Source organism: Marinobacter sp. C1S70 (assembly GCF_000475355.1).
GTDB lineage: Bacteria > Pseudomonadota > Gammaproteobacteria > Pseudomonadales > Oleiphilaceae > Marinobacter > Marinobacter nauticus.
This window is the reverse complement of record NZ_AXBW01000040.1, coordinates 42,638-68,358: the sequence shown is the minus strand read 5'-3', so window position 1 is coordinate 68,358 and position 25,721 is coordinate 42,638. Positions and strand designations below refer to the sequence as shown.

Sequence of the window (25,721 nt, the reverse complement as noted above, 5' to 3'; positions counted from 1 at the left end):
TATTTTGGCAAAGATTCAGGCAATCCGGGGGATGAACGATATTCTTCCGGACCAGACCCCGGTCTGGCAGTACGTTGAGTCCACCGTTCGACGGGTTCTCGGGCAGTACGGCTATCAGGAAATCCGTATGCCAGTGGTCGAACATACCGAGTTGTTCAAACGATCGATCGGTGAAGTCACTGACATCGTCGAAAAAGAGATGTATACCTTTGAAGACCGCAACGGCGATAGCCTTACTCTGCGGCCCGAAGGCACGGCCGGGTGCGTGCGTGCAGCGGAAGAGCATGGGCTGCTCTTTAATCAGACCCGGCGGCTTTGGTACACGGGTCCGATGTTCCGGCATGAGCGGCCGCAGAAAGGCCGTTACCGCCAGTTTCATCAGATTGGTGTGGAATGCTTCGGTATGGCCGGCCCTGACATTGATGCCGAGCTGTTGATCCTGACGGCGCGCCTGTGGAGCGCCCTGGGGTTGTCCGACCATGCCAGACTCGAGATCAACTCCATCGGTACCAGCGACTCCCGGAAAGTCTACCGTCAGGCCCTGGTTGCCTATCTGGAGCAATATCAGGATAAGCTCGACGATGACAGCAAACGCCGGTTAACCACGAATCCTTTGCGGATACTGGACAGCAAGGATCCGGCCACGAGGGAGATTTTGCAGGGCGCACCGAGCCTGGACGACTATCTGGATGATGAATCGCGCCAGCATTTTGAACAACTGAAAGCGATGCTGGATGCGGCGGGCGTTGCCTACACGGTAAACCCGGCCCTGGTGCGCGGACTGGACTATTACGGCAAAACCGTGTTCGAGTGGATTACCGACAGCCTGGGTGCCCAGGGCACGATCTGTGCCGGTGGCCGTTACGATGGTCTGGTGGAGCAACTTGGAGGCAAACCCACCGTAGCGGTGGGCTTCGCCATGGGGCTGGAGCGACTGATTCTGCTACTGGAAACCCTGGAACTGGTCCCCGAACATGTGAACAATCAAGCCGATGTTTACGTTACAGCCATGGGGGACCAGGCGGTAGCCCCGGCGATGGCGTTGGCAGAAACGCTACGAAATGAATTGCCAGGCCGGATTGTCGTCTCACACTGCGGTGGCGGCAGCTTCAAGAGTCAGATGAAAAAAGCAGACCGCAGTGGCGCACGCTTTGCGGTGATTCTGGGGGAAAACGAAATCGCTCAGGCCACGGCGGGGCTCAAGCCGTTACGTGACGATCAGCCCCAACAGGAAGTCGCTCAGGCAGATCTGGCAGCTGTGCTTGCCGGTTTGTTGTAAGCAGAGTCTATATAAACAGGCAGTTTTAACGAATAACAGGAGTTTTCATGGCGGAGTTGCGCACCGAAGAAGAACAGGTTCAGGCAATCAAGGACTGGTGGAAAAATAACGGAAGCTCGCTGCTCATCGGTATTGGTGCGGCTCTGGCCATCGTCTTCGGATGGCAGGCCTGGCAGAACCATCAGGCGCAACAACGCGCCGAAGCCGCTAATCAGTTTGCCAACCTGCTGAACGCGTTCTCCTCTGCAGATGATGAGTCGGCCGACACTGTAGGTTTTGTGGCGGAGACACTGCGAGACGAACACGGCGACAGCGCCTATGCCATCTATGGCAATCTGGTTCTGGCACGGCAGCAGATGGTTGAAGGTGAGGATCCCGCGGCCGCTGTTGAATCACTGAACTGGGCGCTGGAAAAATCGGCCGGTCATCCGGCTCTGGAGCTGGTGATTCGTAACCGTCTTGCCCGAGCCCAGTTTGCCGCTGGCGAACACGATGCCGCGCTTGCCACCCTGGACAATGCCACAGACGCGGATGCCTTCGCGGCCATCTTCTCCGAGCTGAAAGGCGATGTTCTGTTGGCCAAGGGCGACCGGGACGGTGCGCGTGAGGCGTACCTGGCGGCACGTGAGCAGAGCCAGCAGGGTCGTAGCGGTGTTCTTGAACTGAAGCTGTCAGACCTCGGTGTCGGGGAGGACGCTTGATGTTCGTTGGGCGCGCGCTCAAGGTCGGGCTTGGCTCGGTTTTTTGTGGTCTGTTGGTCGGAATCGCCGGGTGCAGTAGTACAGACACTTTTGAGCAACCCGCTCCGGTACCTGAAATCACCGAAACCGTTGAGCTGGATACGGTATGGAGCATGTCTGTTGGTGATGGTCATGACGATCAGCTGCTTCAGATCGCGCCTCTTTACGCCGGCGACGTGATTTACGCGGCTTCCGCAGACGGGATTGTTGCGACGGTCAGGCCGGCGGATGGTGAGGTTATCTGGCAGAAAGACTACGATGAACGGTTTTTTGCCGGACCGGGCGCTGATGCCCGGCACCTTTACCTGGTCACCCGGGATGCGGAACTGGTGGCCGTGTCGTCGGAGGACGGTACCGAGGCCTGGCGGGTACCTCTGCCCACCGAGGTTCTGGCTGCGCCTCAATCCAACGGTAACCTCGTGGTGGTGCAAACCACCGATGGTCGTGTGATTGCCCACGACGCAGAGACCGGAGAACGCCGCTGGCAATACGAGGCTCAAGTGCCGGTACTGACCGTGCGCACCGCAGCTGCACCGTTGGTGGGCGGCGACATTGTGATCTCCTCGTTTGCCAACGGTCGTGTCATTGCACTCACCGCCTCGGACGGGCAGCCAGTGTGGCAGTATGAGGTCGGTCAGCCCCAGGGTCGTACCGAACTGGAACGCCTGGTGGATATCGGCGGCCAGCCGCTGGTTCTGGATTCGGCCATTATGGTCGTCGGTTATCAGGGTAAGCTGGCACTGGTGGATATTCGTTCCGGGCAGGAAATCTGGAGCCGCCGGGCATCAAGCTTCTACTCGCCTGCGATTGGTAACGGCAATATCTTTCTGTCCTCCGCCAATGGCGATATCGTAGCGCTCCGTGGCAGCGACCGGCGAGAGCTTTGGGTTCAGGATAGCCTGTCCTGGCGCCAGCTGACCCGGCCGGCTGTCTCCGGTGATTACCTCGTGGTAGGCGACTTTGAAGGCTACCTGCACGTGCTGTCGACCTCCGATGGCAGTCTGCAGGGCCAGCGTGAGTTCGATAGTGACGGTATCCGCGTACCAGTTCAGGTGATCGAAGATGGTAACCTGCTGGTTTATGGAAATGGCGGAAAGATGGCCGTCCTGAGAATTGAACAGGACGACTGAGTACGCCCCGACAAGTTTATGCCCGGCCCAGGCTTCAGCCTGCGTGCCGGGTTTCTGGTTTCTTGAATAGCAGATCAATATGACCCCAGTTATCGCCCTTGTAGGCCGCCCCAACGTTGGTAAGTCCACGTTGTTTAACCAGATGACCCGCTCCAGGGATGCTCTCGTAGCGGACTTCCCCGGGCTGACCCGGGACCGTAAATACGGTGAGGGCAACTACGAAGGCCAGAAGTTCATCGTTATCGATACGGGCGGCCTGACCGGTGACGAAGCCGGTATTGACGCCGAAATGGCTCGCCAGTCAATGCAGGCGGTAGAAGAAGCGGACATTGTCCTGTTTCTTGTGGACGGTCGGGCAGGACTGACCGCCGGCGATGAAATGATCGCGGATTATCTGCGCAAATCGGGCAAACAGGCTCATCTGGTGGTTAACAAGACCGATGGCCAGGATCCGGACGTGGCGGCAGCGGACTTCTACAGTCTGGGGTTTGAATCCACGTTTCTGATTGCGGCGGCCCATAACCGCGGCATCCTGTCTTTGCTGGAAGCGCTGCTGCCGGAACCGGAAAATCCGGAAGACCAGGACCGGGCGGATCGTTACCCGGGTATCCGGATTGGTGTGGTGGGACGGCCGAATGTGGGCAAGTCTACCCTGGTTAACCGCATGCTCGGTGAAGATCGGGTGGTGGTGTACGACATGCCGGGCACTACCCGCGACAGCGTTTACATTCCCTATGAGCGCCAGGGCCATGAGTATACCTTGATTGACACTGCCGGGGTTCGTCGCCGAAAGAATGTTCGCGAGGCGGTGGAGAAGTTCTCCATTATCAAGACACTGCAGGCGATTGATGATGCTCATGTCGTGATTCTGGTGATCGATGCCCGGGAGGGGCTGGTAGACCAGGATCTGCACCTGATCGGGTTTGTACTGGATGCGGGCCGCTCACTGGTGATCGCCATCAACAAATGGGACGGCATGGATCCGGAAGACCGTGAACGGGTAAAAGAGCAGGTAGCCAGGCGCCTGGATTTCCTGGATTACGCGGACAAGTATTATATCTCGGCACTGCACGGCACGGGCGTGGGAACCATGTATGAGTCGGTCCAGGCCTGCTATGAATCCGCGATGTCAAAGTGGCCAACCAACCGGTTGACTGCAATCCTTCAGGATGCCGTTGCTCAACACCAGCCGCCGATGGTTCATGGTCGCCGCATCAAGCTGCGATACGCTCACCAGGGTGGCTCCAACCCGCCGGTTGTGGTGGTGCATGGTAATCAGGTGGATTCACTGCCCGGTGCTTACAAGCGTTACCTTGAAAACACCTTCAGAAAGGTGCTGAAAGTCGTGGGCGCGCCGATACGGTTTGAATTCAAGTCAGGCGAAAATCCCTTCGCAACCAAGGTCGACCGTCTGACGCCTCGGCAAAAGGTCAAGAAAGACAACGACCTGAAGAAAGGCCGTCGGATCAAGAAGACCCGGCAGAAAAGCGTTAAACGCTGATCTGCCGGGGCTAGTCCCTGCCAGGAGCCCTGATCAGGCGGCTCCTGCATCGGCGACCTGTTTTGCCTGTACTGCCGTCAGGGCAATGGTGAAGACAATATCTTCCACCAGGGCCCCGCGGGACAGGTCGTTTACAGGTTTTCGCAAGCCCTGGAGCATGGGCCCCACGCTGACGACATTGGCACTGCGCTGCACCGCCTTGTAGGTGGTGTTGCCCGTGTTCAGGTCCGGGAACACAAACACGGTAGCCTTGCCGGCTACCTTGCTGCCCGGGGCTTTGGATTTTGCCACGCTCTCAATCGCCGCAGCATCGTATTGCAGCGGTCCGTCAATGAGCAGATCCGGGCGCCGTTCCCGGGCAATGCGGGTGGCTTCGCGAACCTTGTCGACATCCTCACCGCTGCCGGACTCGCCGGTACTGTAGCTGATCATCGCAACCACAGGTTCAATACCAAAGGCTTCAGCAGATTCGGCACTCTGTATGGCAATATCGGCCAGTTCCTCGGCATTCGGGTCTGGGTTGATGGCGCAGTCGCCATATACCAGCACCTGTTGCGGTAACAACATGAAGAACACCGATGACACCACCTTGGCGTTGTCATGGGTCTTGATCAGCTGGAGGGCAGGGCGCACGGTGTTGGCCGTGGTATGAATAGCGCCGGATACCAGTCCGTCGGCTTCGTCCATGGCCACCATCATGGTACCCAGAACGACGTTATCCTCCAGCATGGCTTCGGCCATATCCGGTGTCAGGCCTTTATGCTTTCTCAGCTCCACCATGGGTGCCACGTAACGCTCGCGCACCGATTGCGGGTCTATGATTTCCAGGTCATTTGGCAGTTCCACGCCCTGGGAGGCGGCGACTGAGCGAATTTCGTGTGGATCACCGATCAGCGCGCAATGAGCGAGGTTACGTTGATGGCAGATAATGGCTGCCTGAATGGTTCTGGGTTCACTGCCTTCTGGCAAGACGATCCGCTTGGCTGCAGCCCGGGCTCTCTCCGATAGCTGATAACGGAATGCCGGAGGCGAGAGCCGACGTTGGCGCTGAACTTTCAGGTGCTCCTGCAGCCACTGGGTGTTGATTCGCCGGGCCACAGATTCCATGGCTTCTTCAATACGCTCCGGATCGTCAATGGGAATGGCTGAAGACAGATTTGCCAAAAGGTGGGCGCTCTCGTAGGTATTGGTTTCCGAGCTCAGCACTGGCAAACCGGTGTCCAGTGCTCGCCGACACAACTCTATAACCCGTTCGTCCGGCATCAGGCCGCCTGTCAGCATCAGTCCGGCAAGCGGGACACCATTGAGGGCGGCAACGGCCGTGGCCACCACAATATCCTCGCGATCACCAGGCGTGACCATCAGAGTGCCTGGCTTGAGGGTGTCGGTCATGTTGCGGATGGATCTGGCGCACACTGATACCCGCTGCACCCGCCGTGAGTGCATTTGCCCTTCGTGCAGTACCGGAACACCAAGCTCTCGCGCCACATCAGAGACCCGGGGTGCCAGCAGTTGGGGTTGCCAGGGAATCTGCGCCAGCAACTGGAAGCGGCCGTTCGCGAATACTTTGCAGGAGGTGTGATAATCGGTTTCAGTGGCTTCACTTGCCGGCGGATGATCCAGTGCCATACCGGACTTCTGTGGTTCTCCCACCTTGTTAAGAATGACCGCAATCACGTCCGGATCCGACGGTGCAGCAAACAGGCGCGAGGAGAAATCCAGGTCATCATCGAGCTCGCTGGCAGTGCAGCTCTTCGGTGTGCTCACCAGGATCACTTCGGAACCGAGATTGCGGGCGACTTCCACGTTCAGCCGCGCGATATAGGCTTCGGTTCTGTCCGGAACCAATCCTTCAATGATGACCACATCCGCTTCGTTGGCGACTTTCTGGTATTCACCGACGACGTTCTCCATCAGCAGGTCTGCTTTGCCGTGGTTCAACAGCTGCTGGGCTTGTTTCAGGGGAATCGGGTCGGGTGGTTCGAGGTGGCTGCGGGCACGCACAAAGGCCACCGAAGAATCCTTGCCGTCGTTATGAAGCGCTTCGCCTCTGTGTACGGACTGACTGAATGGTTTGTAAAAGCCGACGCTCACTCCTTCCCGTTCCAGGGCGCGCAGAAGACCTAGGCATACGGATGTCAGGCCGGAGTCAAGAGAGGTTGGGGCTATGAAAAGACTTTTTGCCATGATTGTTCCAGGTTTCATTCTTCGGAGTGTTCGGTGCCGGCAGCGGCCAGGCGGGAGGCTTCTCGGGCAATCACCAGTTCTTCATTTGTGGGAATGACCAGCGCCGGATAACGCGAGTCCGGGGAACTGATGCGGCCATCACTCCAGCGGCCGTGATGCTCGTTGAGGTCCGGATCCAGCTCAATCCCAAGCAGGTGCAGATGTCGGGTTGTGTCCTGGCGAATGCGGGCACTGTTTTCACCGATGCCGCCAGTGAAGACCAGAGCGTCCAGTTTTGTCAGGGACGCGGTCATCGCTCCAATATACCGCGCCAGGCGGAAGCAGAATACGTCAATTGCCAACTGTGAGGGTTCGTGGCCATGGTCAGCCAGCTCGCACAAGGTTCGCATGTCGTTGGTCTGGCCTGAGAGTCCCTGTAATCCGCTTTCTTTATTTAGCATCTCGTGGACGTCACCGGCACTCATACCCCGACTTGCGAGGTAGTCAAACAGCCCGGGATCGACGTCCCCGCTGCGGGTGCCCATCACGAGTCCCTCAAGCGGAGTCAGACCCATGCTGGTATCGACGCTGAGCCCATTCTGGATCGCTGTGATGCTACAACCGTTACCCAGATGGGCAGAGATAATTGAGGTGGTGGCTGGTGTCTTGTCCAGCAGACGAGCGGCCTCGTGTGCCATGAAATAATGACTGGTGCCGTGGAAGCCGTAACGACGCACTCCCCAGTCGCTGTAGCACCGTTCCGGTAGTGCGTATCGGTAAGCGCGCTCGGGCAGGGTCTGATGGTAAGCGGTATCGAACACCGCGACCTGTGGAACGTTCGGGAACAGCGCCTGCATGGCGCGAATGCCCGCAAGGTTTACCGGGTTATGCAGGGGGGCCAGCGCAGCGCAGGCTTCAATGGCGGATACCGTTTGATCATCAATCAACGAAGCTTCACGGAAGGTTTCGCCCCCATGGACCACTCGATGGCCAACAGCCATGGGTTCGCCCGTCATCAGAGCCCGGTCTTTAAATGCGTTGACGAGCGCCGCCAGCGCCTGGCTGTGGCTGGCACCGGAAGGTAAGTGAACCGGTGTTTCATCGCCATTGATGCGTGCAAAGGCATCGGATTGATTAAGTCTTTCCGCCAGGGCGGAGGTGATTTTCTGGTGGTCGTGATCAAACAGGGCGAGTTTCAGTGATGAACTGCCGCAGTTCACGACCAGGATTGAGTCGTCCATGGTTGTGCCGTATTGATTACTTTAGATTGGCCCGCTCATTGGTTTCGAGCCAGTGAATGAAGTCCTGCTCGGGCAGGGGGCGACTATAGAAGTAACCCTGGGAGTAGTCGCAATGCTCTGCTTTCAGGAAGTGAGTCTGGTCTTCTTCCTCAACCCCTTCGGCAACCACTTTCAGGCCGAGGCTGTGGGCCATGTTGATGATCGCGCGGACAAGGGAAGCATCTTCGTTCTCTTTCAGGACATCCTGAACAAATGACTTGTCGATTTTCAGGGTATCGAACGGATAGCTTTTCAGATAGCTGAGTGCCGAATAGCCAGTTCCGAAATCGTCGACCGACAAGCGGATTCCAACTTTGTCGAGTTGTTTGAGGATATCAGCGGTTTCGATGGAATTGTCCAGAATCAGCCGTTCCGTGATTTCCAGTTCCAGCAGTTCCGGCCGTAAATTGCTGTCGTTCAGCGCGCGCATGATGGCGTCGGTAAACCCGGGGTCCCGGAACTGGCGTGGTGATACATTGACGGCAATGCTGATCTCGCGCCCGGTCATCGCCTGCCAGCAGTACGCGGCTTGACAGGCTTCCTTGACGACCCATTCGCCGATCGGAATGATCAGGCCGGTTTCCTCGGCCAGCGGAATAAAGCGATCTGGCATCACCATGCCCATGGCCGGATTGTTCCAGCGAAGCAGGGCTTCTGCCGCCACCAGGCCACCACTGGCGGTGTCGACAATGGGTTGGAAATAGAGCTCGAATTCACCCAGCTCCAGGGCCTTGCGCATGTGAGATTCCATTTGCAGACGCTCGTGAGAAACCTCGCTCATCTCCGGAGTAAAACGGGCATAGGCGCTCTTGCCTTTGTGTTTCGCCTCGTACATGGCCGCATCGGCGTGCTGGAGCAGGGTGCCGCTGTTATCCGAGTCGTCCGGGAAGGTGGCGATGCCAATACTGGTTGTAACAAACACTTCCTGGCCGCTGAGCATGAACGGCGGTGCGAAGGTTTTCAGAATACGTTCGGCAACCTGGGAAGAGGCGTCCGGCCCGTTCAGCCCCGGCAGCACCACAAGGAACTCATCACCACCCAGCCGCGCAACGGTACTGGTGCCGCGCAGGCAGCTGGAGATCCGGCGTGCGGCTTCAATCAGCAGGGTGTCACCGGCGTCGTGGCCGAGGGTATCGTTGATGTGCTTGAAGTTGTCCAGATCCAGGAACATCACCCCAACCTTGGACTCATCACGCCTTGCCTGGGCCAGCGCCAGTTTCAGGCGGTCCAGGGCAAGCATACGATTGGGTAGCCCGGTCAGGATGTCATAATTCGCTTGCCGCAACAGCTGTTGCTCGTAACGTTTGCGGATGCTGATGTCTTCCCCGAGTATCAGGTAACCGGTGGTTTCACCGTTATTGTCCTTGATAGGGGTGACCACAAGCTGTTCCCAGTAGCGCTCGCCATTTTTCCGTGTGCTGTTGACTTCGCCTTGCCAAACGCCCACGCGCTGTACCTGAAGCCTGATGGATTTCCAGAGCTGTCTGGCTTCGTGGGAATCCACACCAGGGTCAATGAGTGAGGAGGGATGCTTGCCGATGATTTCAGACGGGCTGTTCCCCGTCAGCTGGCTGAATTTCCGGTTCGCATATTCAATGCGCCATTGCCGGTCACAGATCAGAACCGAAGACGGGCTCTGGTCGATGGCTTTGGAGAATTTACGAATTTCGGCTTCATCCCGTTCCCGCCTTGCCACGTCATCGGTAAGGCGTTCGCGCATCTGGTTAATGGCTTCCGTCACCATACCCAGTTCATCACGCTGGTAAGCGGGAGTATCTGGCCTATCCAGTTCCAGCGGGCGCGCAAGATTCCGCAATGACAGATCGCGGGTGTAGTCAGCCATGTCAGCCAGGTGGCGGGTGACCAGGTGGCGGAAGATCCATAGAATCAGAATGGAAACAAAGAAAACGATCAGGAACTGGGTGCCAAGAATGAACCCCACCCGGCGCCGCAGCTCATCGTACACTCGCTGCAGGCTGGCGGTTATGGTGAGTTCGCCCAGCTGGAACTCGGCATCGTCACGATAGATCAGCTCAAAACTGTGGGTGAGGGTATCGGCTTCTCTTGGGAGCTCTCCCATGACCAGCTCCGAGTCAGGTTCAATCCGGAGCCGAAGGTGTTCGATATCGGGCAGACTAAGGATACCGTCCATTTGGGTTTGCAGGTGCTTTTGATCCAGCGCCCACAGGCTCTGGGCAAGACTGGAACGATAACCGGATTCGATAACCTGCATCCGCTGTTCAATCTTGGACAGATCCTCCCGGTAGTCTGAGTAGATCTGGATGCCGGATGCGAGCAGTGTAAAAGCAGAGCTGAACAGAAGGATCCATGCCACCAGCCGGAAAGATAAAGGAGAGGCTGCACGAAAACGTTTCAAACGCGTCGCAATGTCTGGCATGTCTTTGATTTTTCGACCATCCAAGGAAGTATCGGACATAGCAATTACAGAAGCGATCCCTGACTTTGTTACCTGTATTCCCTTGCCTACGACTATAGCAGCAGTTTATGGCAAATGCGCTGCAAACTCAGGATAAATCGGGAGAAATGGGGGAGAGCGTCTCACTTTGGCAATTATTGCAATGACGAAATGAGCTTGATGCAGATCAATACGGGGCAGGCGGTGCCGGCGTAACCTGAGCTTAATCAAGTTTTACAGGTACAGGAGACATAGCCATGTATATGGACGCAGTTGTAATCGCCGGAATCGCCACAGTATTGCTGATGATTGGCTTCTTCGTCGGAGTTGGCATCTTCGTCATGAAGGATCAGAAGAGCCATGCTGCTAAAGGAGGAAAGCACCACCAGGGTGGTCATGGCAGCTGACGAGCAGACAGCTTTGAAATTGGCGTCCCCTAGGGGGTTCGAACCCCTGTTGCCGCCGTGAAAGGGCGGAGTCCTAGGCCACTAGACGAAGGGGACGCAACGTTTTCAAAAGCTTGCCTCGTCGAGGTGGCGCGTATATTAAGTAAGGTGCCTTGGGCTGTCAACGCTTTTTCTTAAAAAAGTTAAGTTCCCACACTTTCCCTTAACGCGGCTTCCAGTTCCGCAAACCGGAATTCAAAACCCTCACGTTTTAGCCGTTCCGGTATCGCCTTCTGACCGGTCAGTAACAGCCCGGCCATTTCCCCCAGCATCAGTTTCAGCGCAGGCGCTGGAGCCGGTATAACGGCTGGGCGGTGTAGAACCTGTGCAAGCGTTCTCGTAAATTCCGCATTGGTGACCGGGTTCGGGCTGACCATATTGTAGGGGCCGCTTGCCGTTGGCGTATCCAGCATCCAGAGCAGGCCGGAAACCACGTCGTCCCTGTGAACCCAGGGCATGTATTGCCGTCCGGAGCCCAGCTTTCCGCCAAGCCCGAGCTTGAAGGGCAGGATCATGCGTTGCAGAAAACCGCCGTTACGGCCGGCCACCACGCCGGTGCGGGACAGGCAAACGCGCACGCCATCAGTTTCAAGCTTCAGTGCCTCCTGTTCCCAGTCCCGGCACAGTTGGTGTGTAAACTCATCATGGGGTTCTGTGTCTTCGGTAACCAGGTGATCCCCCTGGTTGCCATAAAAGCCGACGGCAGAGCCGGATACCAGAACCTCCGGCATGTTGCTCCAGGTTCTGACCACTCCGACCAGGGTGCGGGTAAGATCAATGCGGCTGGCACGCAGTTGTTCCTTGCGGGCATGGCTCCACCGTTTGTCGGCAATGCCTTCCCCTGCCAGGTTGATAACTGCATCGAAGCCCGGGTGTGCGCGCAACTTTTCCAGATCATCCGTGACTTCTACCCGGCCGCAGATGGAGCGCACGGCATCCGACTTCTGACGGCTGAGAACTGTCAGCCCATAACCGCGTTCAATCAACTCTCGGCATAGTATGTGGCCGATAAACCCTGTGGCACCGGTAACCAATATACGTTTGTCCATGGGTTCCCTCCTGCGATCGGAATCCGTAGTTGGTTCTTTGTCAGTGTTCAGAGCGCTCCAGTTCCTCCTTAACCACATCACGGATGGCCAGTCCAAGCCTCGGATTTTTCCCGATTGGTTCAGCCAGGCGGATAGTAACGCCGTGTTCCGCCTCCAGCTTTTCGATCATGGCTGGCACATCTTTTCGCAAGTGGCGGCCCGCAGCGAGAAATAACGGGACGACCGTGAATTGCTCTACGCCTTGCCCTTTGGCCCGGTTCACAATGGTATCCAGTGAGGGTTCTGCCAGTTCCATATAGGCAATGGCTGCGTTCTCGATTGACTCTACGGTCGGTTCGGCCAGTTTCTCGAAGGTTTCGCACCAGCGTGCGTCGCTGCTGCCGTGGGCCAGTAGAATAATCTGGTGTGGTTGGGTCATAACATCTCCGATCTGGTCGTTTGTCTTGATACGACCGTAAACTTGACGACAGTGGGTCGTTTAAAGTGATCCTGACAATCAATGTATCAGGGAGTTGTCAGATGTTCGATTGGAAAGAGCTTCTGGATTTCTGGTTCGGTCAATTAGATGAAAACGGTATTCCTGATCGCGATCATCGTAACCGTTGGTTTCGCAGTGACCGTGCCTTCGATCAGGAAATCCGGCGCCGGTTTCTGTCTCTGGTGCTGTTTGCCTCGGAGCAAGGGTTAGATCACTGGCGTAAAGCCGCCGGAGGCTCGCTTGCTGAGATTCTTCTGCTGGACCAGTTCACCCGTAATATTTTTCGCGGAGGCGCCATGGCCTTTGACAATGACCGGCTGGCCAGGCAGTTGTGCCGTGGCGCAATGCAGCGAGGACAGGATCTGGATCTGCCCCCGGTGCAACGCGCCTTTCTTTATATGCCGCTGCAACACTCCGAGAAGCTGGCTGATCAGGATCTTTCAGTAGAGTGCTATCAGCAGTTGTCTGCCACCACAGATGGCGTTCTGGGAGACTTTCTTGGCAGCTTTCTGCAATCGGCTCGCGATCACCGGGATATTATTGCCCGGTTTGGCCGGTTTCCCCATCGCAACAAGGCCCTGAAGCGCGCCTCCTCGGCGGACGAACTGGCTTATCTTGAAGGTGGGCCACGCTTTGGCCAGTAGAGCTGGCCAGTTTGATGATCGGTTCAACGAATTGGATGTCGATAACGGGCACACTCATTCACACGCAATAACAAGAAAATCAACGGAGTGAGAACAGGATGTCATCTTCCAACCCGGCGATGTGCGACGGCCCGGGCGCCAATAAACCTATGCACAATGATAACAAGGCCCCAGGGCGGGGTGGCAGAACCACTCGTGCCAAAAGTGAAATCCGGCGTCATGCTATTCTCAAGGCAACCATCCGGGTAGCGGCGAAGGACGGTATCAAAGGTATCAAGCATCGTTCCGTCGCCAGGGAAGCGGGGGTTCCCCTGGCCGCAACCACCTATTATTTCCGGGACATCAACGAGTTGATCAGCGATGCCTTCATGCTGTACGCGAAGGAGGCCGGTGCGGAACTGAAAGCCTTCCATGACACCCTGAATCTGGTACTTGATGGTGTGCCTGAGGTGCAATTGCGCCGCGGCGCTGAGTTTCGTCCGGAGCTGTGTCAGCGCCTGACCGACTTTGCCCGGGCCTGGATGCAGGAGCAGTTTACACGCCGGAGGGAGCAGGTGCTGGCAGAGCAGGTGTTTTTGATGGAGGCCCTCAGAGATGACCGTCTGGCCAGGGTGGCTCGTCGGTATCGGCAGTCCTGGATTGATGGTCTCGAGCAGCTCCTGGTACGACTGGATTCGCCGTGCCCTCGTCAGGACGGTACCCTGATCGTCAATGTAGTGCTGGGTATGAGCTACGATCTGCTGCTGGAAGTGCCCGGCACCGAGGCTGAGGTATTGAGTGCATCCGTGGCCAGAATTGTGCAGTTGGCCCTAGGGGTGGAACCCGAAGACCTGCGAGCACCATGATTATCAGCGGTTGTTAAATTTTTTCACGAAAGTGTTGACGGCCCCCGAGTTATCAGTAGAATACGCAGCCGTTGTCAGGCAACGCCCGGCAGCAATCAGCGGGAATAGCTCAGTTGGTAGAGCACAACCTTGCCAAGGTTGGGGTCGCGAGTTCGAATCTCGTTTCCCGCTCCAGAATTCGGAAACCCGGCCTAAGGCCGGGTTTCTTCGTTTATAGCCTCGCAAAATCACTCACTACCTCTGTCTCGTCAGTTATACTCGGCAGCCATTTCCTGAATAATCCGGCAACTGAGGAAGGCGAAGCCATGAAGGTGAAAACCCTCTATATCTACCCGGTCAAATCGTTGGCTGGAATCGAAGTGTCCCGTTTCAGCTTGGATGATTTCGGCCCGCAAGGTGATCGCCGCTGGATGATTGTTGATGGGGATAACCGCTTCGTCACTCAGCGTCGGTTGCCTCAGCTCGCCAATGTTTACACTGCTCTGCAGGAGGGTGTGGTGGTTATTGATGTGCCTGGCGAGGGGCTTTTCCCGCTTACGGCCGGCACAGACGCCGTGGAAGTAACGGTTTGGAGAGATCAGGTGGTTGCCACTGCCGGAGCTGATCGTGCTGCCGAGGCCTTGAGCCGCTATTGCGGAGAAACGCTCAGGCTGGTTTATATGCCTGATAGCTGTTTCCGGCGGGTGGATCCTGGTCGTGTCAGTGCTGAACGCCGAGTGGGTTTTGCCGATGGCTTCCCGTTGCTGGTGGTTAACCAGTCGTCTCTGGATGAGCTCAATTCCCGTCTCGAATCCCCGGTCGATATGCGTCGCTTCAGGCCGAACATTGTGGTTGAGGGGGCGGGGGCCTGGGCGGAAGACACCTGGCGGAGCGTCAGCGTTGGTGAAAGCCGGCTGGATCTTGTCAAACCCTGCTCCCGTTGTGTGATGACCACGGTCAACCCGGATACTGGCGAGAAAGATTCCGCCACTCAGCCCCTCAAGACTCTGGCCAGCTATCGAAAGACCCGGGACGGCGTTATTTTTGGGCAAAATGCCGTGCACCAGAAGCCCGGCGAGATATCTGTGGGCGATGAGGTAACCGTTTTGAATCAGGAGAATTGATACAGTGCCACTGTTAACGCTAGACAGGATTTCGCTCGCCTATGGCATGCATCCATTGCTGGATGAGGCCAGCCTGACCATCGAGCCCGGTGAACGGGTGTGTCTGTTGGGGCGAAACGGTGAGGGGAAATCCACGCTGCTGAAGATCGTCAGCGGGGAAGTGACGCCGGACGGCGGTGTGGTGCGCATGGAAGATGGCTCAGTGCTGTCGGTGTTGCCTCAGAGTTTGCCATCGGACGACACTCGTACGGCCTATGATGTGGTGGCTTCCGCATTTCCGGAAACCGGTGACCTGTTGGCGGAATTCCACCGGCTGTCTCAAAGGGCGGACGAATCCAGTCTTGAGCGTTTGATGAAGGTTCAGGAACGGCTGGAATCTCTGGATGGCTGGCGGCTTGACCAGAAGGTAACCACGATTCTGGGGCAGTATGGAGTGGATCCGGATCGGGTACTGAATACGCTTTCCGGGGGGTGGCAGCGGCGAGTGCTTCTGGCCAGGGCGTTGGTGGCAGACCCGGATATTCTGTTGCTGGATGAGCCAACCAACCATCTGGATGTGCCCGCCATTGCCTGGCTGGAAGAGGCGTTATCGCAGTTCCGGGGGGCCATGTTGTTTGTCAGTCATGACCGTGCCTTTATCCGGCGAATGGCCACTCGCGTCGTGGAGCTGGACCGGGGGCAGCTGGTGAGTTTTGCGGCCAGTTATGACAGATATCTGGAGCTTAAGGAAAAAGCGCTGGAGGAAGAGGAGCGCCAGAACGCGCTTTTCGACAAGCGCCTGAAACAGGAAGAGGCCTGGATCCGCCAGGGTATCAAGGCTCGCCGCACCCGGAATATGGGGCGGGTGAGAGCGCTCAAAGCGATGCGGGAAGAGCACAGGCAACGCCGGGTGAGGGGTGGCACCGCCAGTTTTGCCGTAGAGCTGGCGGATATTTCGGGCAAGCTGGTTGCGGAAGCGAGCAATGCCGGATTCTCTTATGTCGATGGCGAGCCAGTGGTTCGCAATATGGATCTCACCATTCTCCGGGGCGACAAGATCGGACTGGTTGGTGAGAACGGCACGGGCAAGACGACCCTCGTGCGCCTGTTGTTAGGTGAGCTGACACCCACTGAGGGAAGTATTCGGCTGGGAACGAATCTTCAGGTCGCCTACTTTGACCAGCTTCGGGGAGAGCTGGATCTCCAGAGAAATGCGTTGGATAACCTGGCTGAGGGCCGGGAATTCATCGATATCAATGGTCAGAGCAAGCATGTTTTGGGTTATTTGCAGGAATTTCTGTTTACCCCGGAACGGGCACGCTCTCCTGTGCGTGTGTTCTCCGGTGGTGAGCGGGCGAGACTGTTGCTGGCCAAATTGTTCAGTAAGCCAGCCAATATTCTGGTACTGGACGAACCTACCAACGATCTTGACGTCGAAACCCTGGAATTGCTGGAAGAACAGCTTTCAGAGTTCAAGGGTACCGTGATTGTTATCAGTCACGACCGGGAATTTCTCGATAACGTGGTGACCGATACCATCTTCCTGGACGGTTCCGGGGCGGTGATGGAATACGTGGGTGGATACACCGATTGGCGTCGGCAAGGCGGTCGTTTTCCCTCTGAAACATCGGGAAGCCGACTGGACAAACAGGATAAGCGTGATAAACCCGACAGTTCCGCTAAAAAGCCAGGTCAGGATGGCGGTACTGTGGGGCAGTCGGCAAAATCAAAGCCCGTCAAACTGAGCTACAAGCTTAAACTTGAGCTGGAACAATTGCCCGGCAAAATCGAACAACTGGAGCAGCAGGTAGCTGAGCTTCAGGATAAAATTTCTGCACCGGATTTTTATTCAGGCCCACCGGAAGATGTATCGGCCACTCTGGAACAGCTGGCGGAAACGGAGTCTCGCCTGGAGTCGGTGATTGAACGGTGGATGGAGCTGGAAGAACAGGCGAACCAATGAACATAAATTACAATTTCAAATTTCAGGATGGCCGTGATATCGAGTTCAAGGTAACTGGGGAGTCCTCCTCGCCGCCGCAGGGTCAGTCACTGCCGGCCTGGGTTCGTCTCGAACACTGTCAGTGTTCGAACTGCCCGCTGAAGCCTGGCGAGACCCCGTATTGCCCGGCGGCAACCGAGATTCTGCCGGTCGTAGAGGCGTTTCAGGCGGAAGACGCGTATCAGAAAGTGGATGTAACCGTGACGGATGAGCGCCGCTCCTATTTCAAGCAGACGACGCTGGAAGAGGCGTTGCGTTCTCTGCTGGGGCTCAAGATGGCTACCAGTGGCTGCCCTGTGCTTTCGGAGCTCAAGCCGATGGCGCTCCACCACCTGCCGTTTGCCAACAGTGACGAATTTGTGATGCGCAGTGTGGGGTATTATCTGCTTCAACAGCTTTTCGCAAAGCGGAATCAGCAGGAAGCGGACTGGGAACTGAAAGGTCTGGTGGAGCGTAATCAGCGATTACAGCTGGTGAATCAGGCGCTCTGGCAGCGGATACATGCTGTTTGCAAGGGCGACAGTAATCTGAAGGCACTGCTCAACTTTTTCTCAATGGCCTCGAGTGTCAGCGTTTCTCTGGAAAGCCAGCTCAGGAAGCTTCAGGCCAGGATGAAGGGGGAGGGCTAGGGCCGTCCCCCTTCCATCACGAGTCTCAATGAATACGAATGGCCAGTACATCGCACTCCGTGCCGTGAAGAACGCCGTTGGCAGTTGAGCCAAGCAGTAACTGGAAGCCTTTACGGCCATGGCTTCCCACGATCACCAGGTCAACGTTGTGCTCCTTGGCCAGCCGGTGGATTTCCGATTCTGGCCGGCCGACGGTTACCACCTGGTTGGCCGCCGCAATACCATATTCATCCCCATACTTGCCCAGCTGTTCACGAGCGGCTTTGTCCAACTGATCCTGCAGTTCAGACAGATCCATAGGAATATCGCCACCATAGGCGTAGCCAACCGGCTCAACAACGTGAACCAGCAGCAACTCGGCTCCCTGGGCATCGCACATCGCCTTGGCTTTGTTCAGAACCTGTGGTGCCTCTTCAGTCAGATCAATGGCAACCAGCATTTTCTTATAGGTGGACATAACTTAGCGCTCCTTCGTACTTGGGGAATATGTTCAGAATAGTACCGAGAGTATACCGGGGAAAGTGTTTTGTCATGCTGACCGGTATCAACCGGGGGAGGGATTTGGCTGGGGTGAGCTGGCCGCTCACCCCGGAAGAGCGTCAGGCGCTGGCGCGTAGCAGGTCAATAGCGTTGGTCAGGCCTTCAATGATGCCTTTCGAGTAGCGATCAATCACAAAGCCCACGTTGTTCTCGTTGTAGTTGATGTACGAGCTGCGGATGAATTGCCATTTGGAAGCGACATCGTCCAGGGCAGTCTTGAGTTCGCCGTTTGTTGAGCCGGCCCTGAGTGAGGAAAGGAGTTGATCGAATGTCTTGGCCTGCTCGTCGAGCGGAACTTCGCTGGAAGCTCCCTGGAAGGTCTGGGCGACGGACGAGTGCGTTCTGGCGGCATAACGGGCCATCATCTGGGCCATGACCACAGCGGCTGAACGAGCCGACTCAATACGGGTATCCGCCTTAATTCCGCTGCTTTCCTGTGCTACCGAATAGAGCTCGGTAGCCAGGTTATTCATACTCTGGGCCTGGTTTGCCAGGTCGGCCATCAGGCGAAGATCCGGATAGCCCCGGTCGCGTACCTCATTGATGTTGCCGCGCATCAGATTCTTGAACTGGTCGAAGGCCTGGTTCAGTTCCTCAATCTGCTGTTCAGAAAGAACGCCGCTGGTGCTCGCCACTACGGAATTCATGGCGTCGTTGGAGTAATTGATTCCGACAACGATCCGGTTCAGCGTTTCGGTATCGCCGGTCGCACTGAAGCTGTAAAAGGCATCGAGAGCAAGGTAGTTATTGACCCGGAAATCGTGGAGGTCAGACAGAAACTCTGCCCCGGTTTCCTGGGCCTTTGCGCTCAAAGCCGTCAGGGCGAGTAGAATGAACGCGGCAATCAACGACTGGATCCGCAGGCGGGCGTCTTTCATCGGATGAGTCTCCGTAATGCAGTTTTATTATTGTGGACTAAAGTCGTAACCCGAAGTTAAAGTAAGTCTGCCGGCTAATCAAGTAGTTTCCGGCGCTTACAGAGTCAGCTCCCTTTTTTCTGCAGGTTTCATTCAGAAACAAATTGACAAACGCGTCTTTTTTTTTCATCGTGTGCCCTCACGATTCAAACGACTGTATGAATTTTTGGATCGGAAGATCGGGCAGTGACCGAAATCTCGCTGCACAAACAGCCGGCATGGTGGCCAACGCCCGCCGGTTGTCAGCAGTTCCAAACACAGACTGGAGATCAGTTGATGATTTACGAAGGTAAAGCCATCACGGTTAAAGAGATCGAAGGCGGGATCGCTCAGTTGGACTTCGACTTGCAAGGCGAGTCAGTCAACAAGTTCAACCGTCTCACCATCGAAGAACTGGGCGCCGCAGCTGAAGCACTCAAATCCCAGAAGAACCTGAAAGGCCTGGTAGTAACCAGCTCCAAGGACAGCTTCATTGTCGGTGCCGATATCACCGAGTTTACCGAGCTGTTTGCTGGTTCCGAGGAAGACCTCGTGGCCAACAACCTCAGGGCCAACGAAGTATTCAACGCCATTGAAGACCTGCCGTTCCCGACGGTTACCGCTATCAACGGTATCGCTCTGGGCGGTGGTTTCGAAATGTGTCTGGCGACCGACTATCGTGTCATGGCTCCCAAGGCCAAGGTAGGTCTGCCGGAAGTGAAGCTGGGTATCTTCCCGGGCTTTGGCGGTACGGTTCGCCTGTCCCGCCTGGTTGGTGTCGACAATGCGGTTGAGTGGATTGCTGGTGGTACTGAAAACCGCGCTGATGCCGCTCTGAAAACCGGTGCTGTTGACGCTGTTGTTGGCGCTGACAAGTTGGTTGAAGCTGCCGTTGCGATCATCAAGCAGTGCAATGAAGGCAAGCTGGACCACATGGCTCGCCGTGAAGAAAAGAAAGGCAAGATCAAGCTCAATGCCATGGAAAGCATGATGGCATTCGAGATTTCCAAGGCGTTCGTGGCCGGCAAGGCTGGCAAGAACTACCCGGCGCCGGTGGAAGCGATCAAGACCATGCAGAAGCATGCCGGCATGACCCGCGACAAGGCGATTGAGGTAGAGGCCAAAGGCTTTGCCAAGATGGCCAAGACCAACGTTGCCGCGTGTCTGGTTGGTCTGTTCCTGAATGACCAGGCCCTGAAGAAGAAAGCCAGTGCCTGGGAAAAAGAAGCTTCTGATGTGAATCTGGCCGCCGTACTGGGTGCCGGAATCATGGGTGGCGGTGTTGCGTTCCAGTCTGCACTGAAGGGCACACCGATCATTATGAAGGACATCAATCAGGACGGCATCAAGCTGGGTCTGAATGAAGCCAAGAAGCTGCTGTCCAAGCGTGTTGCCAAAGGCAAGATGGACGCCGGCCAGATGGGCGACGTGCTGAACGCGATCACTCCGACCCTCAACTACGGCGACTTCAAGAACGTTGACCTGGTGGTTGAAGCGGTTGTTGAGAATCCGAAGGTCAAAGATGCTGTTCTGCGTGAAACTGAAGATGCAGTTCGCGAAGACACCATTCTTACCTCCAACACCTCCACTATCTCCATCAACCTTCTGGCCAAAAACCTGAAGCGTCCGGAGAACTTCTGTGGCATGCACTTCTTCAACCCGGTGCACATGATGCCGCTGGTTGAGGTTATCCGTGGCGAGAAGACCAGTGACCGGGCTATCGCGACTACGGTTGCCTACGCCAAAGCGATGGGCAAGACCCCGATTGTCGTCAACGACTGCCCGGGCTTCCTGGTTAACCGTGTTCTGTTCCCGTACTTCGGTGGTTTTGCCGCGCTGGTACGTGACGGCGCCGATTTCCAGAAGATCGACAAGGTGATGGAAAAGTTCGGCTGGCCCATGGGCCCGGCTTATCTGCTGGACGTTGTCGGCATGGATACCGCCAAGCACGCCAACGAAGTGATGGCTGACGGTTTCCCAGAGCGCATGAAGGCCGACTTCAAGTCTGCCATTGACGTGATGTTCGAGAACAACCGTTACGGTCAGAAGAACGACAAAGGCTTCTACAAGTACGAAGAAGACAAGAAGGGCAAGCCGAAGAAGGTTGTTGACGAAGAAACCTACAAGCTGATCGAGCCTGTGGTTGACGGCAGCAAAGACTTCGACGAAGAAGAAATCATCGCCCGCATGATGATTCCTCTGTGCCTGGAAACCGTTCGCTGCCTGGAAGACAACATTGTTGAAGACCCGGCCGATGCAGACATGGGCCTGATCTACGGTATCGGCTTCCCTCCGTTCCGTGGTGGTGCATTGCGCTACATCGACGACATGGGCGTCGACAAGTTCGTCGAACTGGCAGACAAGTACGCAGATCTTGGCCCGCTGTACGCGCCGACCGAGAAGCTGCGTGAAATGGCCAAGACTGGCAAGAAGTTCTTTGGCTAACCCTAACGAGATTTCCGAACGGAGAAAGATCTATGAGCCTTAATCCGAGAGACGTTGTCGTCGTCGATTGCGTGCGGACTCCGATGGGTCGTGCCAAAAACGGCTGTTTCCGCAACGTACGTGCCGAGACTTTGTCGGCTGCGCTGATTGAAGCACTGTTTGAGCGCAACCCGAAGCTCGACCCGAAAGAAGTAGAAGATGTGATCTGGGGCTGTGTAAACCAGACCAAGGAGCAGGGCTTTAACGTGGCGCGGCAGATTTCCCTGCTGACCCGTATCCCCCACGAGTCTGCTGCCCAGACCGTAAACCGTCTGTGTGGTTCCGCCATGAGCGCTATCCACACCGCGGCGCAGGCTATCCAGACTGGTAACGGTGATGTGTTCCTGGTCGGTGGTGTTGAGCACATGGGCCACGTACCCATGACTGAGGGTTTCGACCACAACCCGGCTGCTTCCAAGTACTCCGCCAAGGCGTCCAACATGATGGGCCTGACCGCGGAAATGCTGGCCAAGATGCACGGTATCACCCGTGAGCAGCAGGACGAGTTCGGCGCCCGCTCCCATCGCCTCGCCCATGAAGCCACTCAGGAAGGTCGTTTCAAGAACGAAATCGTTCCGATTGAAGGTCACGACGAGAACGGCTTTGTGAAGCTGATCGAAGAAGACGAGACCATTCGTCCGGAAACCACAGCTGAGTCCCTTGGCCAGCTGCGCCCGGCGTTCGATCCGAAAAATGGTACGGTGACTGCCGGTACCTCTTCCCAGTTGACCGATGGTGCGTCTGCCATGGTGCTGATGTCCGCCGAGCGGGCAGAAGCTCTGGGTCTGACCCCGATTGCCAAGATCCGCAGCATGGCCGTGGCTGGTTGCGATCCCGCGATCATGGGTTACGGCCCGGTACCGGCCACCAAGAAGGCCCTGAAGCGTGCAGGCCTGAAAGTTGAAGATATCGACTTCTGGGAACTGAACGAGGCCTTTGCTGGCCAGTCCCTGCCGGTTCTGAAAGACCTGAAACTGCTGGGCGTCATGGAAGAGAAGGTGAACCTGAACGGCGGCGCGATTGCTCTTGGCCATCCGCTGGGCTGCTCCGGTGCCCGTATCTCCACCACACTGCTGAATATCATGCAGGCCAAAGGCGGTAAGCTTGGTGTATCCACCATGTGTATCGGTCTTGGTCAGGGCATTGCCACTGTGTGGGAGCGTATCTGATCAGGAGTATCTGATTAGTGAGCTCAGTCAGGAGGCCCGGCATATGCCGGGCCTTCCTGTTTCCGGACGCGCAAAATGCGACGGAACCCGGAAAAAAGGCTGATTGAAATCAAAGAATGGGTTGTCTTGCCAATCTTGACCCTGTAAAACAGTGAGCCTATACAGAATGGCAGCCTTTGTGTTTTCCAGTTGCCTGATTTTTATGCGAGTTTACGGTTCTGTTCAGATATTGACCGATTGATCGCCAAGGATACAGATCTCCGATATGGGTAAAAGTCTCGTTATTGTCGAGTCGCCAGCGAAAGCGAAGACCATCAACAAGTACCTGGGCTCGGATTTTATCGTGAAGTCCAGTGTTGGCCACATCCGTGACCTGCCCGTAAGTGGCAGCGGCAGCCAGTCAGACCCGAAAGAACGGGCGAAACAGGCGGCGGCCACGCGCAAGATGAGCCCGGACGAGAAGGCCGAGCACAAGAAGCGTAAGGCCCGGGAGCAACTGGTAGCCCGCATGGGTGTTGATCCCGACCATGACTGGAGCGCCCGTTACGAGATTCTGCCTGGCAAGGAAAAGGTGGTCAGCGAGCTCAAGCGTTTGGCCAAGTCTGCCGACCACATCTATCTGGCAACGGATTTGGATAGAGAAGGGGAGGCGATTGCCTGGCATCTTCAGGAGACCATTGGCGGCGAGCCGGACAAATACCGTCGTGTGGTGTTCAACGAGATTACCAAACGGGCGATTCAGGAAGCTTTCAAGGATCCGGGCAACCTCGATAACAACCGGGTTAACGCTCAGCAGGCCCGACGGTTCCTGGACCGCGTTGTGGGTTATATGGTCTCGCCGCTGTTGTGGGCAAAGATTGCCCGCGGTCTGTCAGCGGGCCGTGTGCAATCCGTCGCCGTACGACTGATTGTGGAACGGGAACGGGAGATCCGTAAATTTGTGCCGGAAGAGTTCTGGCAATTGCATGCAGACCTTGCTGCCGAGGGCGCCAAAGACCCGGTCCGGTTCGAAGTAACCCGTTATATCGACAAGCCCTACCGCCCTGTCAACGAAGCTCAGAGCAAGGAGCACGTTGAGCGGCTCAAGGCTGGCGGCTTCAAGGTGGCCAAGCGCGAAGACAAGCCGACCCGATCCCGTCCGTCTGCACCCTTTATTACCTCTACGCTGCAGCAGGCGGCCAGTAACCGCATGGGTTTCAGCGTCAAGAAAACCATGATGCTGGCCCAGCGATTGTACGAGGCCGGTTTTATTACCTACATGCGTACGGATTCCACCAATCTCAGCCAGGATGCCGTAGTCAGCTGTCGAGAGTTCGTCCAGAAGCAGTTCGGCGAACGTTATTTGCCTGAGAAGCCGCGGGTCTACGGCAGCAAGGAAGGCGCCCAGGAAGCTCACGAAGCCATTCGCCCGACGGATGTTGCTCGCAGGCCAACGGATATTACCGGCCTGGAAAAAGACGCAGAGAAGCTCTACGACCTGATCTGGCGCCAGTTTATTGCCTGTCAGATGGCAGATGCCGAATTCCTGAGTACGTCTATTGTGGTGGCCAACGGCGACTACGAGCTGCGCACCCGGGGTCGAATCGTCAAGTTTGACGGCTTCCTGAAGGCTGCGCCGCAGTCCACCAAGAAAGATGAAGACGTGGCATTGCCAGATATCAAGGTGGATCAGCCCCTGGATCTCAAGAAACTGGATCCAACCCAGCATTTTACCAAGCCGGCGCCCCGGTACACCGAAGCCAGCCTGGTCAAAGAGCTCGAAAAGCAGGGGATCGGCCGGCCGTCCACCTATGCCTCCATCATTTCTACTATTCAGGATCGGGGCTACGTAAAGCTTCAGAATCGCCGCTTCTACGCGGAGAAGATGGGGGAGATAGTGACCGAGCGACTGGCGGAATCCTTCCCGAATCTGATGGATTACGATTTTACCGCGCGCCTCGAAGATGAGCTGGACGAGATCGCCGAGGGTGAGGTTCAGTGGAAAAAAGTGCTGAACGACTTCTATGCCAAATTCCGTAATCAGCTGGAAAGCGCTGAAAAGACGGATGGCGGTATGCGCGCCAATACTCCCACGGAAACCGATATACCGTGTCCGAGCTGTGGCCGGAATATGCAGATCCGGGTGGCCAGTACCGGGGTATTCCTGGGCTGCTCCGGCTACTCGTTGCCACCCAAGGAACGCTGCAAGACCACCATTAACCTGGTGTCTGGCGACGAAGTGGTGAGTGCTGATGACGATGTGGAAGGGGAGGGTGAAACCCGGCTGCTCCGGAAAAAACGCCGCTGTCCGAAATGCGGCACCGCCATGGACAGCTACCTGATCGACGAGAAGCGCAAGCTGCACGTGTGTGGTAACAATCCGGACTGCTCAGGGTACGAGGTTGAAGAGGGTACGTTCCGTATCAAAGGTTACGATGGGCCGACGCTGGAATGTGACAAGTGTGGCTCCGAGATGCAGCTCAAGACCGGCCGATTCGGCAAGTACTTCGGTTGCACCAACAGTGAATGCAAGAACACCCGTAAGTTGCTGAAAAATGGTGAGCCGGCACCCCCTAAAATGGACCCGGTGCCAATGCCAGAGCTCAAGTGCGATAAGGTGGACGATACCTACGTACTGCGTGATGGGGCGTCCGGCCTGTTTTTGGCAGCCAGTAAATTCCCGAAAAATCGGGAAACGCGGCCGCCATTAGTGATGGAAATCAAGCCACACCGTAAGGAAATCGATCCGAAATACGATTACCTGATGGATGCCCCTGAAAAGGACCCTGAAGGCAATCCGACGGTGATACGTTACAGCCGAAAATCAAAAGAGCAGTACGTCATGTCGGAGAAAGACGGCAAGGCTACGGGGTGGTCAGCGTGGTTTGAAAATGGTCGCTGGGTCCCGCGCGACAAGAAAAAGTAAGATGGTCGGTGGCGCCCCCTCGCCTTTGAGAAGGCGAGGG

Annotated in this window: 20 protein-coding genes and 2 tRNA genes; 14 read left to right on the top strand and 8 right to left on the bottom strand. The window is 56.4% G+C overall.

What is annotated here, in order from left to right; translation table 11 throughout:
- The first annotated feature begins 1 nt into the window (after position 1).
- The 4 genes from hisS to der all read left to right on the top strand — a co-directional run bounded on the left by hisS (position 2) and on the right by der (position 4,650).
- Positions 2-1,279 carry a histidine--tRNA ligase gene (gene hisS, locus Q669_RS12350; RefSeq protein WP_200861803.1) on the top strand — a complete coding sequence of 426 codons (1,278 nt, stop codon included), beginning with the start codon at positions 2-4 and terminating at the stop codon, positions 1,277-1,279.
- Positions 1,280-1,326: 47 nt separating this feature from the next.
- On the top strand, positions 1,327-1,980 hold the full coding sequence (locus Q669_RS12345) for a YfgM family protein (RefSeq protein ID WP_014421737.1): 654 nt from the start codon (positions 1,327-1,329) through the stop codon (positions 1,978-1,980).
- A complete protein-coding gene (gene bamB / locus Q669_RS12340; RefSeq protein ID WP_022992487.1) occupies positions 1,980-3,149 on the top strand; it encodes an outer membrane protein assembly factor BamB in 1,170 nt (389 codons plus the stop codon). Before Q669_RS12345 ends, bamB begins: the two co-directional genes overlap by 1 nt.
- 79 nt (positions 3,150-3,228) lie before the next feature.
- Positions 3,229-4,650: a ribosome biogenesis GTPase Der gene (der, locus tag Q669_RS12335; protein WP_022992486.1), complete on the top strand. Its 1,422-nt coding sequence runs from the start codon at positions 3,229-3,231 to the stop codon at positions 4,648-4,650.
- Between the two features lie 33 nt (positions 4,651-4,683).
- Here the strand turns inward: der and pta are convergent, their stop codons facing one another.
- The 3 genes from pta to Q669_RS12320 are packed head-to-tail and all read right to left on the bottom strand — an operon-like array spanning position 4,684 to position 10,533.
- Positions 4,684-6,837, bottom strand: a complete 2,154-nt coding sequence (gene pta, locus Q669_RS12330) for a phosphate acetyltransferase (protein ID WP_036149660.1) — start codon at positions 6,835-6,837, stop codon at positions 4,684-4,686.
- 14 nt (positions 6,838-6,851) lie between these two features.
- Positions 6,852-8,057 (bottom strand): acetate/propionate family kinase, encoded by a 1,206-nt coding sequence (locus Q669_RS12325; protein WP_022992484.1) that lies wholly within the window; start codon positions 8,055-8,057, stop codon positions 6,852-6,854.
- A gap of 16 nt (positions 8,058-8,073) precedes the next feature.
- Positions 8,074-10,533 carry an EAL domain-containing protein gene (locus Q669_RS12320; protein ID WP_022992483.1) on the bottom strand — a complete coding sequence of 820 codons (2,460 nt, stop codon included), beginning with the start codon at positions 10,531-10,533 and terminating at the stop codon, positions 8,074-8,076.
- A 236-nt stretch (positions 10,534-10,769) separates the two neighbouring features.
- On the opposite strand from Q669_RS12320, the gene ccoM reads away from it, so the two are divergent.
- Entirely contained in the window at positions 10,770-10,919 is a 150-nt protein-coding gene (gene ccoM / locus Q669_RS20120; RefSeq protein WP_022992482.1) for a cytochrome c oxidase subunit CcoM, read from the top strand.
- A 20-nt stretch (positions 10,920-10,939) separates the two neighbouring features.
- Here the strand turns inward: ccoM and Q669_RS12315 are convergent.
- The 3 genes from Q669_RS12315 to Q669_RS12305 all read right to left on the bottom strand — a co-directional run bounded on the left by Q669_RS12315 (position 10,940) and on the right by Q669_RS12305 (position 12,425).
- Positions 10,940-11,015, bottom strand: a tRNA-Glu gene (locus Q669_RS12315).
- A gap of 86 nt (positions 11,016-11,101) precedes the next feature.
- Positions 11,102-12,007: a TIGR01777 family oxidoreductase gene (locus tag Q669_RS12310; RefSeq protein WP_022992481.1), complete on the bottom strand. Its 906-nt coding sequence runs from the start codon at positions 12,005-12,007 to the stop codon at positions 11,102-11,104.
- Positions 12,008-12,047: 40 nt separating this feature from the next.
- Positions 12,048-12,425, bottom strand: coding sequence for a sirohydrochlorin chelatase (locus Q669_RS12305; RefSeq protein ID WP_022992480.1), 378 nt, complete (start codon positions 12,423-12,425; stop codon positions 12,048-12,050).
- 101 nt (positions 12,426-12,526) lie between these two features.
- Here Q669_RS12305 and Q669_RS12300 point away from each other — a divergent pair, with 101 nt between their 5' ends.
- From Q669_RS12300 to Q669_RS12275, 6 genes are all read left to right on the top strand, one after another.
- Positions 12,527-13,129: a DUF924 family protein gene (locus Q669_RS12300; protein WP_022992479.1), complete on the top strand. Its 603-nt coding sequence runs from the start codon at positions 12,527-12,529 to the stop codon at positions 13,127-13,129.
- A gap of 98 nt (positions 13,130-13,227) precedes the next feature.
- Positions 13,228-13,974 (top strand): TetR/AcrR family transcriptional regulator, encoded by a 747-nt coding sequence (locus tag Q669_RS12295; RefSeq protein WP_022992478.1) that lies wholly within the window; start codon positions 13,228-13,230, stop codon positions 13,972-13,974.
- Positions 13,975-14,072: 98 nt separating this feature from the next.
- A tRNA-Gly gene (locus Q669_RS12290) sits at positions 14,073-14,148 on the top strand.
- A 131-nt stretch (positions 14,149-14,279) separates the two neighbouring features.
- A complete protein-coding gene (locus Q669_RS12285; RefSeq protein WP_022992477.1) occupies positions 14,280-15,077 on the top strand; it encodes an MOSC domain-containing protein in 798 nt (265 codons plus the stop codon).
- 4 nt (positions 15,078-15,081) lie between these two features.
- Complete coding sequence (locus Q669_RS12280; protein WP_031209832.1) at positions 15,082-17,019, top strand: ATP-binding cassette domain-containing protein; 1,938 nt, start codon at positions 15,082-15,084, stop codon at positions 17,017-17,019.
- Positions 17,016-17,687, top strand: coding sequence for a DUF6901 family protein (locus Q669_RS12275; RefSeq protein ID WP_022992475.1), 672 nt, complete (start codon positions 17,016-17,018; stop codon positions 17,685-17,687). Before Q669_RS12280 ends, Q669_RS12275 begins: the two co-directional genes overlap by 4 nt.
- Positions 17,688-17,712: 25 nt before the next feature.
- On the opposite strand, the gene Q669_RS12270 is transcribed toward Q669_RS12275, so the two are convergent.
- Together Q669_RS12270 and Q669_RS12265 are read right to left on the bottom strand one after the other, a co-directional pair.
- Positions 17,713-18,144 carry a universal stress protein gene (locus Q669_RS12270; RefSeq protein WP_011784651.1) on the bottom strand — a complete coding sequence of 144 codons (432 nt, stop codon included), beginning with the start codon at positions 18,142-18,144 and terminating at the stop codon, positions 17,713-17,715.
- 142 nt (positions 18,145-18,286) lie between these two features.
- Complete coding sequence (locus Q669_RS12265) at positions 18,287-19,105, bottom strand: hypothetical protein (protein ID WP_022992474.1); 819 nt, start codon at positions 19,103-19,105, stop codon at positions 18,287-18,289.
- A 315-nt stretch (positions 19,106-19,420) separates the two neighbouring features.
- Between Q669_RS12265 and fadB the strand changes: the two genes are divergently transcribed.
- From fadB to topA, 3 genes are all read left to right on the top strand, one after another.
- A complete protein-coding gene (gene fadB / locus Q669_RS12260; RefSeq protein ID WP_014421724.1) occupies positions 19,421-21,568 on the top strand; it encodes a fatty acid oxidation complex subunit alpha FadB in 2,148 nt (715 codons plus the stop codon).
- Positions 21,569-21,600: 32 nt separating this feature from the next.
- A complete protein-coding gene (gene fadA, locus Q669_RS12255) occupies positions 21,601-22,776 on the top strand; it encodes an acetyl-CoA C-acyltransferase FadA (RefSeq protein ID WP_011784654.1) in 1,176 nt (391 codons plus the stop codon).
- Between the two features lie 265 nt (positions 22,777-23,041).
- Complete coding sequence (gene topA, locus Q669_RS12250) at positions 23,042-25,681, top strand: type I DNA topoisomerase (RefSeq protein WP_011784655.1); 2,640 nt, start codon at positions 23,042-23,044, stop codon at positions 25,679-25,681.
- The last annotated feature ends 40 nt before the right edge of the window (positions 25,682-25,721 follow it).

Bases quoted from the DNA above. Each gene is read 5' to 3' on its own strand.
- Q669_RS12345 (WP_014421737.1), top strand. From the start codon at position 1,327: ATGGCGGAGTTGCGCACCGAAGAAGAACAGGTTCAGGCAATCAAGGAC.
- bamB (WP_022992487.1), top strand. From the start codon at position 1,980: ATGTTCGTTGGGCGCGCGCTCAAGGTCGGGCTTGGCTCGGTTTTTTGT.
- der (WP_022992486.1), top strand. From the start codon at position 3,229: ATGACCCCAGTTATCGCCCTTGTAGGCCGCCCCAACGTTGGTAAGTCC.
- pta (WP_036149660.1), bottom strand. From the start codon at position 6,837: ATGGCAAAAAGTCTTTTCATAGCCCCAACCTCTCTTGACTCCGGCCTG.
- Q669_RS12325 (WP_022992484.1), bottom strand. From the start codon at position 8,057: ATGGACGACTCAATCCTGGTCGTGAACTGCGGCAGTTCATCACTGAAA.
- Q669_RS12320 (WP_022992483.1), bottom strand. From the start codon at position 10,533: ATGTCCGATACTTCCTTGGATGGTCGAAAAATCAAAGACATGCCAGAC.
- ccoM (WP_022992482.1), top strand. From the start codon at position 10,770: ATGTATATGGACGCAGTTGTAATCGCCGGAATCGCCACAGTATTGCTG.
- Q669_RS12310 (WP_022992481.1), bottom strand. From the start codon at position 12,007: ATGGACAAACGTATATTGGTTACCGGTGCCACAGGGTTTATCGGCCAC.
- Q669_RS12305 (WP_022992480.1), bottom strand. From the start codon at position 12,425: ATGACCCAACCACACCAGATTATTCTACTGGCCCACGGCAGCAGCGAC.
- Q669_RS12300 (WP_022992479.1), top strand. From the start codon at position 12,527: ATGTTCGATTGGAAAGAGCTTCTGGATTTCTGGTTCGGTCAATTAGAT.
- Q669_RS12295 (WP_022992478.1), top strand. From the start codon at position 13,228: ATGTCATCTTCCAACCCGGCGATGTGCGACGGCCCGGGCGCCAATAAA.
- Q669_RS12285 (WP_022992477.1), top strand. From the start codon at position 14,280: ATGAAGGTGAAAACCCTCTATATCTACCCGGTCAAATCGTTGGCTGGA.
- Q669_RS12275 (WP_022992475.1), top strand. From the start codon at position 17,016: ATGAACATAAATTACAATTTCAAATTTCAGGATGGCCGTGATATCGAG.
- Q669_RS12270 (WP_011784651.1), bottom strand. From the start codon at position 18,144: ATGTCCACCTATAAGAAAATGCTGGTTGCCATTGATCTGACTGAAGAG.
- Q669_RS12265 (WP_022992474.1), bottom strand. From the start codon at position 19,105: ATGAAAGACGCCCGCCTGCGGATCCAGTCGTTGATTGCCGCGTTCATT.
- fadB (WP_014421724.1), top strand. From the start codon at position 19,421: ATGATTTACGAAGGTAAAGCCATCACGGTTAAAGAGATCGAAGGCGGG.
- fadA (WP_011784654.1), top strand. From the start codon at position 21,601: ATGAGCCTTAATCCGAGAGACGTTGTCGTCGTCGATTGCGTGCGGACT.
- topA (WP_011784655.1), top strand. From the start codon at position 23,042: ATGGGTAAAAGTCTCGTTATTGTCGAGTCGCCAGCGAAAGCGAAGACC.